The organism is Thalassotalea euphylliae (genome assembly GCF_003390335.1).
GTDB classification, from domain to species: domain Bacteria; phylum Pseudomonadota; class Gammaproteobacteria; order Enterobacterales; family Alteromonadaceae; genus Thalassotalea_F; species Thalassotalea_F euphylliae_B.
On the sequence record NZ_QUOU01000001.1, the window covers coordinates 1,792,657 to 1,808,032 of the forward strand.

Genomic DNA, 15,376 nt, shown 5'->3' on the forward strand with positions numbered 1-15,376 from the left:
TGATGTCTACTGGTATTTTTTGAGTTGAACAGGCGCTATCTAAGTGTTTGAAAAATATTCAAAGGTAGACACTTAAAAGCTGTTTTATGAGGCCACCCCTCAATGCCATGATAAGGAAGCCTCTCACTTTCCCTTTTGGCTCTTTTCGTTGCTGCCGTGAGTTAATGCGCAGCTTTATTTATTGATACAACAGAAGTAAACCCAATGAAATATAACAAAGTTGCCACTGCTTTAATGCTTGCATGCGGCGCGTTCTCTCAAACAATACTTGCCGATGAAATATTAGACGATAGTATCGAGACGATTGTCGTAACAGGTCAAAAAATAGATCGCTCACTCAAAGAAACAGTCAACAGTGTCGCTGTTGTCACGGCAAAAGAATTTGAAAAACTCAACATCAAAACCGTTGATGATATCTACAATATTGTGCCAAATATCTCGGGTGATTTTGGCCAAGGTTTTAGTATTCGCGGCATTGATGGCTTTAACGTTTCAGGCGGTGGTAATAGCTATTTAACCAGCATTTATTTAGATGGTGCTCCTTTACCTGAACGCGTGGCAAGAGCTGGTGGTACATCGGTCTGGGACTTAGCGCAAGTTGAAGTGTTTCGTGGCCCTCAATCAACACTGCAAGGTCGTAATGCATTAGCTGGCGCAATTATTATGCGTACCCAAGATCCAACTTATGAATGGACAGGTAAAGGCAAACTCGCGATAGGGGAATATGGTAAACAAGAAGTTGCCTTTGCCGGTGGTGGTGCCTTGGTTGATGATATCTTGGCATTTCGCTTGAGTTATGAAGATAACCAATACGATGGTGATATTTACAATACGACTCAAAAGAAAGATCAAACTTTTGAGAATACGGAAAGCTTGCGCGGCAAACTGCTGTTTCAGCCAACGGAAGCTATCACAGCACTACTCACGCTATCGAGTATGGAAATCGAGTACGGGGCGCAGTGGGCACAGTTCAACTATGGTGATTCAGCGTTTGATCGCAAGAGCTTTTTCAATTCTCCTATTTGGCAAAAAACGGATGCTGATTTATACAATCTCGAGTTAACGTGGGAGTTAACGGATGAACTATCCTTGTACTCAGTCACTACCTATAATGATTCCGAATACAGTTTCCGTTGGGATGGTGATCTTAGTGCCGAACAATTAGTCGCTGACCAAACCTATATCCGCAATGATGAAACGATCAGCCAAGACCTAAGGATTACCTACCAAACTGATGATATTCAGGCGTTATTTGGGGTTTACTATTCGAAGCTAGAGGTCGATGCTGCCTCGGTAGGCGAGCGATTGATTTCATTTAGTACCATTGGCTTACCACCATTGGCTGTGTTATTAGGTGCTCCGCCGGCACTAGGTGGCTTTGGCTTACCTGCTGAATTAATCGGCGCAGTGTTACCGCTCTATCCTGATATTGATCCTGTTCGCTTGGGTTTAGTTGACGGCTTCGATCAAGAAGTTGAAACCATGGCGATTTATGCTGATATTACATGGCATATTACGGATCAATTTGACTTGCTAGCTGGCCTTCGTTACGACGAAGAAGAACAAAGCAATTCGTCAAGAGCTGTTGTTCAAATTAATAATACATTACCAGATCCCGCTGTGCTGCCTGCACCTTTAAATCAAGTCGTGGCAGGTATTAATGCTAACTTAAATGGCATCGCTGCTGGTGCGTCAGGTGTAGAGCCGCTATCTTCGGCAGATTTTGATGCTTGGTTACCAAAAATTGGTGTGAGTTACCACGCCAGTGAAGATGTTACCGCAAGTTTAGTGTATCAACGCGGTTATCGCTCTGGTGGTGTTGGCACCAATACTGCGCGTACGCGCTTGTTCACCTATGATCCTGAATATACTGACAACTACGAGCTATCGATTCGCTCAGTATGGCTAGGTGGGAACTTAATGTGGAATACCAACTTATTCTACACTGATTGGACAGATCAACAAATCAGTATTCAGTTATCGACAAATACCTTTGACAATGAAACCATTAACTCAGGTGAGTCAAATGTCAAAGGCTTTGAAACCGAGGTCTATTATTACCCAAGTGAACAGCTAACCATTACGGCGGGGTTAGGCTACGCTAAGTCAGAATTTACCGAATTTGAATACACACTGCCAGCTACGGGCGAAGTTGTAGATCTTTCTGAACGTTCATTTGCCGATGCTCCAGAGTGGACGGCTAACATTGCCATTCACTATGATTTTGGCGAAGGGTTTAGCGCTGGTGTTAATGCTAACTACCGTAATGAAAGCCCGGCTTACTTAAATCCTGCAGTCTCACTATCGTCACAAAAGTTAGCACTTAATGCGGACCCAACGAATGATGCGCGTACCTTAGTCAATGTAAATACTAGCTATGAGTGGGACAACTACACGATAAGGCTAGATGTGAGTAATTTACTGGATAAGGACTATATTTCGACACACTTTACGGACGCTGATAACGCAGGAAATAGCCAAAGCTTTGGCCAACATATACCCGGTCGTTCTCGCCAAGTCAGTTTAACATTCTTAGCGGATTTCTAAATTTTACTCAGTCATACTCAATATGACGCGTGGGGAAGAGTGCTGCTTTCCCACGTTACCTTTCTTACCTTCACTGATACAAGGCAATAAACTCTCAATGCAACAACATTCGCTTTGTTTTATTGATAGCTCTGCCCCCCTATATTTTTATAACGTTATTTATTTATAGAACAAATAAATAACAATAATTGTTATTTATGTTTGTGTTGTTGCGAAGTTATTATTTCTTGCTAATTTGTTAAAAGCATAATCAATTCTAAAAATGGATGCTGAACTTATCGAGTCAACCCGCAAGAGTGTCTTTACGGCAATAAAAAGTCGTAATGTCGCTGGTGTACTGATGGCTTTTCTTACTTGTATTGTCTTAGTCCCGGGAATGACAACCTACCTACCTTTTGGTGCCGCCGACCAAATTGGCGTGCCTATCTTATTGTTTCCATTTATTTGGACTGGCTTGTGTTTATACAGCTATATGGCTGAAAAAGCATGGCACCCTTGGGCGCTAATGATCTCTTTGTCTGTGAGCCATGGCGTATTGTCTTATTTGGCGCTGACCGGATAAGCACAGAGTTAGGAAGCTTGGAAAATGAAAAGTAAATCAATTAAAAAACTCTACACCTTGCATAGCTGGGTTGGCATTATCACAGGCGTACTCCTGTTTGTTATTGCCTTTACTGGTGCCGTGTCAGTATTTGGCCGACCTGAAATTAAAATTTGGGCAAACCCAGAAATTCGCGCATTAGCACCTATCGACACCGCTAAGGTGGAGCGATTAGTCGCACAATATGCTCCGCGCGTGCCAGAACATTACAAAGAAGAAATACTGATATTTCTGCCAAGAGTGGGTGGTAACAAACACTTGGCGATTATTTTTGGATCGCATCACGGCGAGCTTGCTGCGGCAGATGAAGATAGCGCTAATAGTGATCAGGGCGAGCCAAAACACAGTCCACCAGTGGGTACTTCATTTGAATTTGATCCTCGTAGCTATGAGTTAGTGCAAGAAAAGTCGGGGTTGATGTCAGAAATTTTTGAGACGTACGAGTCGGACATGGCTGACTTTATCGTCGATTTCCACGCAGATCTACATTTGGGTAGACCCATTGGTCTATTAACGACTGGTGTACTTGGCTTAACCATGATGTTATCCATTGTTACTGGTATTTTTGTTCATCGAAAAATACTGGCGCAATTATTTACCTTCAGGCCAAGAAAGAACTATAGCTTGATGCTAAACGATGGTCACAAAGCGATTGGCGTTTGGGGCTTGCTGTTTAACTCGGTGATCGCTTTTACCGGGGCATTTCTTGGGCTTGCTGTGGTGGTGCTTGTGCCAGCGGCGGCTTTTGTCTCGTTTGGCGGTGATCAAGACAAGCTAGTAGAAACGTTTACCGCGATTCCCGAGCCCGTTATTCAACATATTGAACAACCAACAGCGATTGGTGCGGCATTTGATCAGGCGTTTGAGCTTCATGATGAGGTTATCGTGCGATCAATGACAGTGATGGGCTATGGTGATGGAAGTGCCAAAATGTACGTTGGTATTGCTGGTGGTGAAAGCGTTGCATCACAAACTGCTGTTTATCACGCTGATGGAGAGTTTATCGAGCGTTACAGCAACTTTGGGCGCATTGAAGGGGTTACTGGCGATATATTAGATATTATGTTCCCGCTCCATTTTGGTAATTTTGGCGGAGTGTTCGTTAAACTGATATGGGCAGGACTAGGTTTAGGTACTGCCTTGTTGCCACTCACTGGACTTATGCTCTGGATTGAGCGTGGTGTCAATGCTGCTAATCCTCGTTACTCAATGCAAACATACCAGCGTTTTAATCGTCTTACAGTCGGCGGTTGCGGCGGCATAGTGGTTGCCACAGTGTTGCTATTTCCTACGCAGATGTTTCTTAAATACTTGATGGATGTTGACGATGTCGGCAGCGTTATCGGCTGGCCTTTTTTCGGTAGCTGGCTACTTATTCTTTTATTGGCGTTTGTGGTGAAGTGTGAAAAGCACTTTGCCAAGCAACTCGCTTACCTAACCGCATTCCTTTTAATCACAGTGTTGCCAATCGACCTTGCGGTGACAGGCACACAAAAAATAGATGAAATTCTCAACGGGCATTATATGAGCACCGCAATTGATATCGTTTGCTTGAGCTTAGGTTTATATCTTATTCATGTGGTTAAAGTATTTGCGAAAAAGCAGCAGGTGCCAGAAACAGCATCAATAAAGCAGCCGATGATTAGGGAGGGAGCGTAAATGACCTTTATGGCAATACTCGCAACTATCTTAGGTGTGTTGCTCGCAGATGATAACGGTAGTTTGACGGCTAATGTGCTGAAAAGGTTAGCGGCTACTTTTGCTCTGACGCTAGCTTTAGTGTTAGTGGCATGTGATTACGGTACATTACGGGGCGTTTTTGTATTTCTCGGCATTGCAGGGGCAATAGGCGCTTTATATACCTTGGTGCGTGCTCGACCCGATGTAAGAGCTAATTAAGCGTCACTAATGTCAACTAAAACTATTAACCAGCCAGTAGCTTAAAGGTACTGGCTTTTTTTAATTCGTTATTTTGGCTGAGAAAACATTAAACGTATAGCCTTAGTGCATGAGTGTATGATGTAATGTTGTTGTTGAAATTGTAAATAAAAATGTAAATTCCGCAGCTCCAGTGTGCTAGCCGTAACAATCTAGAGGGGTTGCTTTGTTGTTTTATCGTGTGTTGTCGATAGGCGCTATTGCCTTGAGTGTACTAATGTCTGGGGGAGCAAGTGCTAATCCAGCATTAAAATCTCAGTTTAAAAGACCTGAAACCATTCCTTTTCCTGCCCATAACCCTTATTCAGTGCAAAAAGCAGCACTGGGTAAAATGCTCTTTTTCGATCCGCGCTTGAGTAACAATCGCAATATGACTTGTGCCACTTGTCATAATCCTAGTTTTGGCTGGGAAGATGCTACCCAGCTTTCAGTGGGGGATCAAAATACCAAATTAGATCGACACTCGCCGAGTATTATCAATGTTGCTTGGGGCAAAAGCTTTTTTTGGGATGGCCGTGCAACTACGCTAGAAGAGCAAGCCAAAGGCCCGATTGAGAGTGCCGTCGAAATGAACTTACCGATTGGCGAAGCGGTTAATCGGTTAAAACAGGTGCCGCAATACCGCACTTGGTTTGCCCGCGCGTTTGGCAATGAAGGTATCACCGCCGATAATATTGCTAAAGCAATCGCCACTTATGAGCGTACCGTTGTCTCTGGTGAAGCGCCTTTTGACCGCTGGGTTAACGGGGATGACAGTGCGATCAACGAATCTGCTAAGCGCGGTTTTGATTTGTTTGTGGGCAAAGCCCAATGTGCGGATTGTCACAGTGGCTGGAATTTTACTGATCAGGAATTCCACGACATCGGCTTAGCTGGCGAAGATCAAGGCCGTGGCAAGCTGACGGGTAAATCGCAAGAAAAGTTTGCATTTAAAACGCCAAGCTTGCGTAACATCGGCCAAAGAGCGCCGTATATGCATGACGGACGATTCGAAAACTTAACTGCGGTAATCGGCCACTACATACCTGGTGGTTTGAAGCGCGCAAGTCTTTCTAAAAAAATGCAGCCAATAGCGTTAAATGCGACTGACATTGCTGATTTAGAGCAATTTATGTTAACCCTTACTGGTGATGATAGCGCCGTAAGTTTACCTATTTTACCGTATTAGGGGGCCAGCATGACCATCAAATCTAAGTTACTTTACAGTTTTATTGCGATTATTCTGGCCTTTGGCACTTTGGCTGTCTATCTGGTGTATTTGCTCTTTCAACAAGGGCAACAAACGGTTTATGCGTTTAACCAGCCGATGCAAGCGGTGGTGAATAGCCAGCACGCGGCAGAGCAGTTTGGCCAGGCCGTCGACTTGGCTCAGTCAGTACTTATCATGACCACGCCAAGCGAGAATGATAGCGTAATGACGCAATTTCAAGAGTTGCAGCAAGCCTTCAATCAATCAATGGCGATTGCCCAGGAAAATGCGCTGACTCAAGCGACGAAAGAACTGGGTGAGTCGGTAAATGCGGTGTCGTCACAGTGGTTTGCCGAAAAAGAGCAGTACTTATCAGCAGTAAGCCAGCATCAGCTGCACGACATGCGATTGCTGAAAAAGCAGCAGCTCAAGGTCTCTGCATTATTGTCTGAGTTTGCAAAAAATACCGAGGCTGATGCTGAACATATTGCCAAACAAGTGACCGCTAATACCGATCAGCAACTGCAATTAGCGGGCATTACACTGTTGATCTTCACGCTCGTTGCATTGTTTATCTCGTTTTATTTAACTAACAGTTTGTTAAAACCGATCAGCCAGTTAAAAGCGGCAGCCATCGCACTGTCGCGTGGTGATGGTGATTTAACGCGTCGCTTAGTGAATCGCGATAAAGATGAAATTGATGCCCTGAGTAAAGAGTTCAACTCGTTTATTGATAAAGTGCAGCACATTGTCAGTGAAATTGCCGGCTCAGTAAGCCACACACATGATAAGGTGGCTGAGTTTTCACGTATTTCAGACAGCACACAGCAAGGCACTGAGCAGCAAAAAGTGGAAATTGAGCGCGTTAACGAATCGATCAGCCAAGTGTTGACCTTAGGTTCACAAGTCACAGAATCAAGTGAGTCAGCGCAGCGACAATCCAATGAAATTGTTGATTACACTAAACAAGGTGTTGAACTTACCGAGCAAAGTAATGAACGTATGTCTCTGCTCACTGAAAAAGTTGAGGCCGCGAGTGATGTTATCTTCTCGCTGAGTAATTCAAGCGGCGAAATCAATTCTGTCATTGAAGTGATTCAGGTGATTGCCGACCAAACCAACTTGTTGGCTCTTAATGCGGCAATTGAAGCGGCACGTGCAGGCGAGGCGGGTCGAGGTTTTGCGGTTGTTGCTGAAGAAGTAAGAGCGCTGGCGCTTAAAACGCAGGAATCAACCAGCTCTATTCAGCAGACGATCACCAAAGTACAAGCAATGGCCAACGAAGCGAAATCGCTTATGGAAGTGGGGCGTGAACAAGTTCACTCGTGCCGAGAGGTTAACCTATCACTGACCGACTCATTGCAGCAGGTGCTTGATAAACTGACTGAAATTCAGCAGGTTAATGGTGAAGTTGGCCGATTTACGCATGAGCAAGAGCTAGCCGTCAAAGAAGTAAACGAATTCTTATTCCGTATTACGCATATCGCCAATGAAACGGCGAAAGACAGTTTGAGCTTGAAAGACAACAGTGTTGAAGTACTGAGCGCAATCGAGCATGTGAATGCGAATGTGTCGACTTTCAAGCTGGCGTAATTTATAACCCTTCACTACTAGTCAACCCAGCTTGCGACGCTGGGTTGAGCTACTTAACAAGTCAAATAATTCGTAGATATCTCAGTTCATCAAAACTCATTTCGCCAAAAATCGTCTAGTAGCAAATTACAACCGTCGTTTTTAAGCGCCAATTTACAAAAAATGCAGATTATTTACACAAGTTTTTAAACCTTTTCGATTTGCTGCGCGACTTACCTTGTGATTGTTCATTTGATATTCAATTTCGGGAAAAGCGTTGTGAAAATAGCAGACACCAGCGGACAGGATGTCGTCCTGACGCCCAAATCCAATAAAAAAGCGTGGTTAGTGAGTGGTTTATCACTGACGACTATCATAGTTTTAATTTTCTTAGCCGCACCTGCGATTAGCAGTTGGTCATCCGGCGAAGCTAGTATTGCACGCGATAGATTGCGCATTGCCACTGTTGAGCGCGGCGACCTTGTTCGAGATTTGTCAGTGCAGGGCAGAGTGGTCGCGGCGGTCAGCCCAAGATTATATGCCACCGGACAAGGCACCATCACCTTTTCAGTCGATGCTGGCGATCAAGTAGCGAAAGGTCAAGTACTGGCGAGTATCGACAGCCCTGCGCTTACCAACGAATTGAAACAAGAGCAGGCCAGTTTGCAGCAACAAAAACTGGAATTGGAGCGTCAAAAAATTCAAGCGCGTAAACAAGCGTTGGAAGATCAAAAAGCCGTAGATATGGCTAAAGTCACCTTAGTTGCCGCTGATCGCGAAAAACGCCGCGCCGACAAAGCATATGCCTTTAAATCGATTAGCCAAATTGACTTTGAAAAAGCACAAGACGACTTACAAAACGCCAAATTTGTCTTCCAACACGCCGAGCAAGATGCGGCATTAAACGCAGAAAGCTTAGCGTTTGAAATTAAAACCAGCCAATTGCAAGTTGATCGCCAAGCCTTATTGGTCAAGGAGTTACAACGCAAAGTAGACGAGCTTGTGATGCGCTCACCAGTAAGCGGTATTGTCGGCAACCTGGCAGTTAAACAAAAAAACCAAGTGAGCCGCGACCAACCTATTTTGAGTGTGGTTGACTTGTCTGAATTCGAACTCGAAGTATTTATCCCCGAAAGCTATGCCGATGATTTAGCGATTGGCATGCCAGCAGAAGTCACCGTTAATGGCGAAACGTATGCGGCTAACCTAGTCACTATCTCGCCCGAAATCGAGAACAATCAAGTGACTGGCCGCGTGCGTTTTGCCGCCTCCGATACTGCACAGCCCCCTGGGCTTCGCCAAAACCAGCGCCTAACCACTCGCGTTTTGATGGAGCGAAAAACTGATGTGCTGATAGTGCGCAGAGGTCAATTCTTAGAAAGCTCCAGTGGCCGTTTTGCCTTTAAAGTCACGGGTGATAGTGCTGAAAAAGTGGCGATTAATACTGGTGCGCGCAGCTTGTCGATGGTGGAAATTAGCAGCGGTTTAGCAGTTGGCGATCAAATTATTGTCTCCAGCACTGACCAATTTAATGATGCCAGTAAAGTGCTCTTAACTAATTAAGAGCTAATTAGAAAACGAATAAAAAGCTGCCCACCCAAAAGTGGCAGCCAAACAACTGGTCGCAAAATAAATAACACAATAACCAAGATAACAAGATTCATATCAGAAGGAAGCACACCATGTTAACCATGACGAACATCAAGAAGGTATTTCGCACTGAGGTGGTGGAAACTCATGCCCTACGCGACTTTAACCTGCAAGTGGACGAAGGCGAATTTGTTGCTGTAACAGGCCCGTCAGGCTCAGGGAAAACCACGTTTTTAAATATTGCTGGCATGCTGGAAACCTTTAACAGCGGCAGTTATCTGCTCGATGGCGAAGACGTAAGTCATCTAAACGATAATCAGCGCAGTAAACTGCGTAACGAGAAAATTGGTTTTATTTTTCAAAGCTACAACCTTATCCCTGATTTAAACCTATTCGACAATGTCGATGTGCCATTGCGCTATCGAGGCTTTAACGCTAAAGAGCGCAAAACACGCATCGAAGAGAGCTTGGAAATTGTTGGCCTCGCCAGTCGCATGAAGCACTTACCGTCGCAGCTCTCAGGTGGTCAACAGCAACGGGTCGCTATAGCACGAGCGCTCGCAGGTAAGCCGAGGTTTTTACTTGCTGATGAGCCAACCGGTAACTTGGACTCGTCAATGGCACAAAGTGTGATGGAATTGCTAAAAAACATTAATAAAGCTGGCACTACCATCGTTATGGTAACCCACGATCCGCAACTGGCTACCCAAGCCACGCGCAATATTTTTGTCAAAGATGGTCAAGTCAGTGATATCAGCCAAGATCAGGTGATCAGCAATGGCCAAGCTGCAAGCGAACATGCAAAGGTCGTTGAAATCCCTGCGGCGCAAGCATAGCAGTAGCAAACAAAAAACAAGAATTCCAACGAGAAAAGCAAAGGAGGCAATATGTTTAGTTACTACCTAAAGCTTGCCGCGAAAAGCATAAAAAAGAATCCACTACTGAGTACGCTAATGGTGCTGGCCATCGCACTGGGCATAGGTGCCAGTATGACCACGGTTACGGTTAATTATTTGATGTCGGCTAATCCGATCCCTGAGAAAAGTGAGCAGCTGTTTTATGTGCAAGTCGACAGTTGGGACCCGCACAACGCCTTTAACGACAGCAACGGCGAGCCACCAAACCAAATTACTTGGACCGAAGCCAACAACTTATTCAATGCGCAACAAGCGAGTAAACAAGTGGTGATGGCTAAATCGGGTGGCATTATTGTGCCGGAAAACCAAGACATCAACCCATTTGAAGCGGTCATTCGCCTAACCACAGGGGATTTCTTCGCCATGTTCAACACGCCGTTTTTATTCGGTAGTGGCTGGCAATTGGCAAGTGATCAACAACGTGCACAAGTGATTGTGTTAACTAAGCGTATTAACGACAAGCTTTTTGGTGGTGAAAACTCGATTGGCCGCACTGTGCTGCTTGCTGGGCAAAACTACAAAGTCGTTGGTGTACTCGATGCGTGGCAGCCAATGCCTAAGTTTTACGACGTTAACAACGGTGCTTTTGATGAAAGCGAAGAAGTCTTTATTCCGTTTTTCTTAAAAGAAACTTATGAGTTGCCTAATTGGGGCAATACCAATTGCTGGAAAAGTCCAGAAGGCGAGGGTTTTAAAGCATTCTTGCAGTCTGAATGTATCAATTACCAAATGTGGGTACAACTTAATAGCGAGCAAGAACAGTCTGATTACTTAGCGTTTTTAAATAACTATGTGAGTGAGCAAAAGGCGTTAGGACGTTTTCCACGGCCAATGAACAACCAATTGCTTGATGTGATGGGCTGGATGGCAAACCAAGAGGTGGTTGAAGACGATGCCAAAATGATGATGTGGATGTCGTTTATGTTCCTTGTGGTGTGCTTGCTTAACACCATCGGGCTTTTACTCGCCAAGTTTATGGGGAAGTCGTCAGAAATAGGACTGCGCAGAGCGATTGGCGCATCTAAACGCGACATCTTTATTCAGCATATTATTGAGTCGGCCACGATTGGTTTGCTAGGCGGTTTGTTGGGCTTAGGGCTTGCGCTCTTTGGCTTGGTTGGCATTGAAACCTTGTACGGTGATTTTGTCAGTAACTTAGTGTCGCTTGATTGGGTGATGGCATTAACGGGCATTGTGATTGCGATTGTTGCCAGTATTTTAGCGGGTTTATACCCCACGTGGCGTGCGTGTAATGTCGCGCCTGCAACCCAGCTAAGTAGCCAATAACAAAACAGCATAAGGAGCAATAAAATGTTAGCACTAGGACCCATATTTCGCGCATTGTTGCGCAACAAAGTTGGCGCACTGCTGATCGCGATTCAGATCGCCTTCACCATGGCCGTTATCGTTAATTCAGTGTTTATTATTTACGAGCGTAGCCAAGAGACCAAACGCCCAAGCGGTATTGATGAAGCCAACTCATTTTTTGTCACCAGCAGCGGCTTTACTGAAAATTTCAGCGCGAAAGCTACGATTGAAGAAGATTTAGCGAATATTCGCGCGTTATCTGGCGTGGTTGATGCGATTCAAATTAATGCGATTCCCGTGAGCGGTAGCGGGTGGTCAATGGGCTTGCAAACTGAACCGGGCGCAGAGCACGATGGTATAGGCACGGCAGTTTACATGGTGGATGAGCGCGGCATTAATGCGCTTGATGTGCAATTGTTAGCGGGGGAAAATTTTACGGCAACTGATATCCGTTGGCGAGGCAAGGGCGCCAGCGACTGGCCTGATAAAATTATCGTCACGCAAGCGATGGCAACGCGCCTATTTCCCGACTTAGATTACGCACAAAGCATAGGTAAAACCGTTTACATCAATGATACTGAGCCAATGATCATCACCGGTGTGATTGATAAACTGCAAGCCCCTTGGGTCGGCTGGAACAACGTAGAACATTCTTTCTTATCACCCGAGTATTTAGCGCGTGACTCAAGCAGTTACTTCATTCGCACGGAAGATGGCCAACGAGACGCCATGATGAAGCAGGTAGAAGAGCTGCTAGCGAAGAATAAATCCCGTGTTATCCAAAACATGCGCAGTGTTGATTATGTCAGGGAGCGCAGCTATCGCGGTCATACGGCGATGATCAAAATCCTGACCACCGTTATTATTACCCTGACCATTGTCACTAGCTTAGGTATTGTTGGCCTTGCCAGCTTTAGCGTTAATCGCCGTAAGAAACAGATAGGCATTCGCCGCGCGTTAGGGGCGACTAAGGCCGATATTCTGCGCTACTTTATGACGGAGAATATGATCATTAGTGGCTTTGGCGTGCTACTTGGTGCGGCGCTTACCATAGGGTTAAACATGATCTTGGTCAATGCGCTGTCGTTAACCCCAATGAGCTGGTTTTATATTCCTGTCGGTATGTTGGCACTATGTGTCGTCGGGCAAGTGGCGGTTTTTGGTCCAGCGCGAAAGGCAACGAGTATTGCACCTGCTACAGCTACTCGAACGGTTTAATGCTACCTGGTAAAAGCGTGTCATTAGTTCTTTATATTCGCGCTTTTGTTCACTTTTTTATCAGACAAAGTAAAAGTGAGTGCTCGTGCTTAGCGAGTGCTCGCTTTATTTTCTCGATATACTTTTTGACATCTGCCCCTCCATTTTTACGAAATTTTACACGCTAGTGCTTATTTTCTTTGATCATTTTATTTATATTGAGCCTCGTTCATTTAGGATTCATTAACCACTCGCTAGAGTGGTTAATATCTTTTCGGTAAGGATTTGTTTTTTCTATGCTTGTGCTTGCAAAGCGACTTTTTGTGGTTTGTGCTGTCGTCGCGATGTCGGGATGTGCAACCTTACAGCTCAACAACTTGTTTCAAGACTATGCGTCACAATTTCAGCCAGTGCGCACAGCACTTGTACAGGGAGATATTGAAAGCGCTCAGTCGAACATTAAAAAAGCCTATGCCGGTGACACTAACTATCAGCTTTCACTGGTTGAACAAGGGCGGATCGCCTTTTTACAAGGTGATATAAAACAAAGCAAGTGGTGGTTTGAACAAAGCTATCAAGCACTTGAGCAAGAAAGAGCGCGAGCAAAACTCACCGTAGGGCGCAGCGTAGAACAAGTGAATACCTTAGTGACGAACGATAACGCTATTGCCTATCAATTGCCCGCATACGAGCAGAGCATGATGCATGGCTACCAAGCGCTCAATTATGCCTTTGCACATGATTTAGAAGGTGCCTTAGTGGAAGTTCGTCGTGCTAACTACATTCAAGAAGCTGCGCTTGCTCAGCACGAACGTGAATTGTTAAATGCCGAGCAAGCACAAGCTATTGAAGGCATTGATCTTAACTATCTCGATAACACCATGTCGGCGCTAACAAGCAAAGCCGGCCAGTTAAAAAATGGCTTTCAAAATGCGTATACCTTTTACTTGTCGGGTATTTTGTATGAAGCGGCTGGTCAGCTTAACGACGCGTATATTGATTATAAAAGAGCATTCGAAATCTTCCCTGAAAACCGCTATTTACAGCGTGATGTATTAAGGCTTGGTTCAGTTTTAGGGATGAATAATGACCTTGATGTTTATCGCGAGCAATTGGGCAAAGATAACGTCGGGCAAGTGCTAAAAAGTATAGAAAAGGGGCGAGGGGCGAACGCAGCGCAAACTGGCCAATTAGTTATCGTCTATGAGCAAGCACTGATTGCTGCGAAACACGAACAAGCAGTGCAATTGCCTATTTGGACAAGTGGCGGCGACCCAAGGTTTTACAGTGTTTCGGTACCAAGCTATGACCATAATCAACGTTCGAATAAAGCTCGTTTACCAGAAAGCCTGACAGTAACCGTTGGTGAGCGTGAGTTAACAGCAGCCACTATTGTTAATCTGCAAGCATTAGTGGCCAAACAACTGGCAGAGCGCTTACCTGCCATTGTTAGCCGTCAGGTGTTACGTTTGGTCGCCAAAGAACAAGTGAGAAAGAAATTAAGCAAAGAAGGCGGCGATGTTGGCAACATTCTCGCAGGACTATACAACTTGGCCTCGGAGCGCGCTGATACTCGTAGCTGGCTGACGCTGCCGGGTGATGTACAAATAATTCGGGCTGATATACCCCTTGGTGATCATCGCCTAGCGATAAATCAACACAGTCAGCGACGACAGCCTATAACAGTGAATATTTCCGCAGACAAAATGACCTTGGTCGTTATTTCTGAGGTCGGCCAACTTTGGCAAGTTAAACAGGTAGAGCTTTAAACAGTTTTACCGTAACAGTTCATGATAATTGGAAAGGAATTAACGATGAAAAAAGCATTATTTATCGCATCGGCACTATCAGCCATGGTGTTAGCGGGTTGTTCAAGTAAACAGGTGGTCAGCTATGGTGACGCCACGGCGGTTGAAACCACCGATATCAATTTCGGCTCAACCGACTTACAAACCGTGGCAAACGAGATGACTGACTCACTAATTGCCTCGCCGATTATCGGTTCGCTAACACAAAACAAACGTCCTGTAGTGTTTGTTGAGCGCTTAAAGAACAAAACCAGTGAGCACATTGATACGGAGTCAATTACGGATTCTATTTCAACTAAAGTACTGCGCTCAGGCAAATTCCGTTTTGTTGATATGAGCCGCGTGGATGCCGTGCGCAAGCAGCTAGATTTCCAGCAAACTGGCGGTTTAGTTGACCCAAGCAAGGCGATTCAGTTTGGTCAGCAAGTGGGGGCGGAGTACATGCTATACGGTAACTTGGCAAGCATCGTAAAAACCAATGAAGACAAGAAAGACGTATACTACAAGTTTACAATGCGTCTGATGGACTTAAAAAGCGGTATTATTGAATGGGCGGATGAAACTGAAATTCGTAAGACGCGCGAGAATGCTACCCTAGGTTGGTAAGTTGCTGTCCGGTAAAAAGAACGGGTAAATAGCGATAGCAAGCTGCCTATACTTTCTGGATAACGATAGTTGCTAGATAACGATGAAAACAGACACCACCATT

Annotated in this window: 12 protein-coding genes; all 12 read left to right on the top strand. The window is 44.9% G+C overall.

Annotated features, from left to right (window positions below; genetic code table 11):
* Positions 1–204: 204 nt before the first annotated feature.
* Entirely contained in the window at positions 205–2,547 is a 2,343-nt protein-coding gene (locus DXX93_RS07905) for a TonB-dependent receptor (protein ID WP_116007629.1), read from the top strand.
* Between the two features lie 262 nt (positions 2,548–2,809).
* Positions 2,810–3,109 carry a hypothetical protein gene (locus tag DXX93_RS07910; protein WP_258872620.1) on the top strand — a complete coding sequence of 100 codons (300 nt, stop codon included), beginning with the start codon at positions 2,810–2,812 and terminating at the stop codon, positions 3,107–3,109.
* Positions 3,110–3,133: 24 nt separating this feature from the next.
* Positions 3,134–4,807 (top strand): PepSY-associated TM helix domain-containing protein, encoded by a 1,674-nt coding sequence (locus DXX93_RS07915; RefSeq protein ID WP_116007630.1) that lies wholly within the window; start codon positions 3,134–3,136, stop codon positions 4,805–4,807.
* Positions 4,808–5,047, top strand: coding sequence for a hypothetical protein (locus DXX93_RS07920; RefSeq protein WP_116007631.1), 240 nt, complete (start codon positions 4,808–4,810; stop codon positions 5,045–5,047).
* Between the two features lie 205 nt (positions 5,048–5,252).
* On the top strand, positions 5,253–6,254 hold the full coding sequence (locus DXX93_RS07925; protein WP_220347560.1) for a cytochrome-c peroxidase: 1,002 nt from the start codon (positions 5,253–5,255) through the stop codon (positions 6,252–6,254).
* 9 nt (positions 6,255–6,263) lie between these two features.
* A complete protein-coding gene (locus DXX93_RS07930; protein ID WP_116007632.1) occupies positions 6,264–7,868 on the top strand; it encodes a methyl-accepting chemotaxis protein in 1,605 nt (534 codons plus the stop codon).
* A 258-nt stretch (positions 7,869–8,126) separates the two neighbouring features.
* Positions 8,127–9,410, top strand: coding sequence for an efflux RND transporter periplasmic adaptor subunit (locus tag DXX93_RS07935; protein ID WP_116007633.1), 1,284 nt, complete (start codon positions 8,127–8,129; stop codon positions 9,408–9,410).
* A gap of 119 nt (positions 9,411–9,529) precedes the next feature.
* The gene (locus DXX93_RS07940) at positions 9,530–10,273 is read left to right on the top strand and encodes an ABC transporter ATP-binding protein (protein WP_116007634.1); all 744 of its coding nucleotides are present in this window, start codon (positions 9,530–9,532) and stop codon (positions 10,271–10,273) included.
* Between the two features lie 51 nt (positions 10,274–10,324).
* Positions 10,325–11,641: an ABC transporter permease gene (locus DXX93_RS07945; protein WP_116007635.1), complete on the top strand. Its 1,317-nt coding sequence runs from the start codon at positions 10,325–10,327 to the stop codon at positions 11,639–11,641.
* 24 nt (positions 11,642–11,665) lie between these two features.
* On the top strand, positions 11,666–12,880 hold the full coding sequence (locus DXX93_RS07950; protein ID WP_116007636.1) for an ABC transporter permease: 1,215 nt from the start codon (positions 11,666–11,668) through the stop codon (positions 12,878–12,880).
* A 275-nt stretch (positions 12,881–13,155) separates the two neighbouring features.
* Positions 13,156–14,628, top strand: coding sequence for a COG3014 family protein (locus tag DXX93_RS07955; protein ID WP_116007637.1), 1,473 nt, complete (start codon positions 13,156–13,158; stop codon positions 14,626–14,628).
* Between the two features lie 45 nt (positions 14,629–14,673).
* On the top strand, positions 14,674–15,273 hold the full coding sequence (lpoB, locus tag DXX93_RS07960) for a penicillin-binding protein activator LpoB (RefSeq protein WP_116007638.1): 600 nt from the start codon (positions 14,674–14,676) through the stop codon (positions 15,271–15,273).
* The last annotated feature ends 103 nt before the right edge of the window (positions 15,274–15,376 follow it).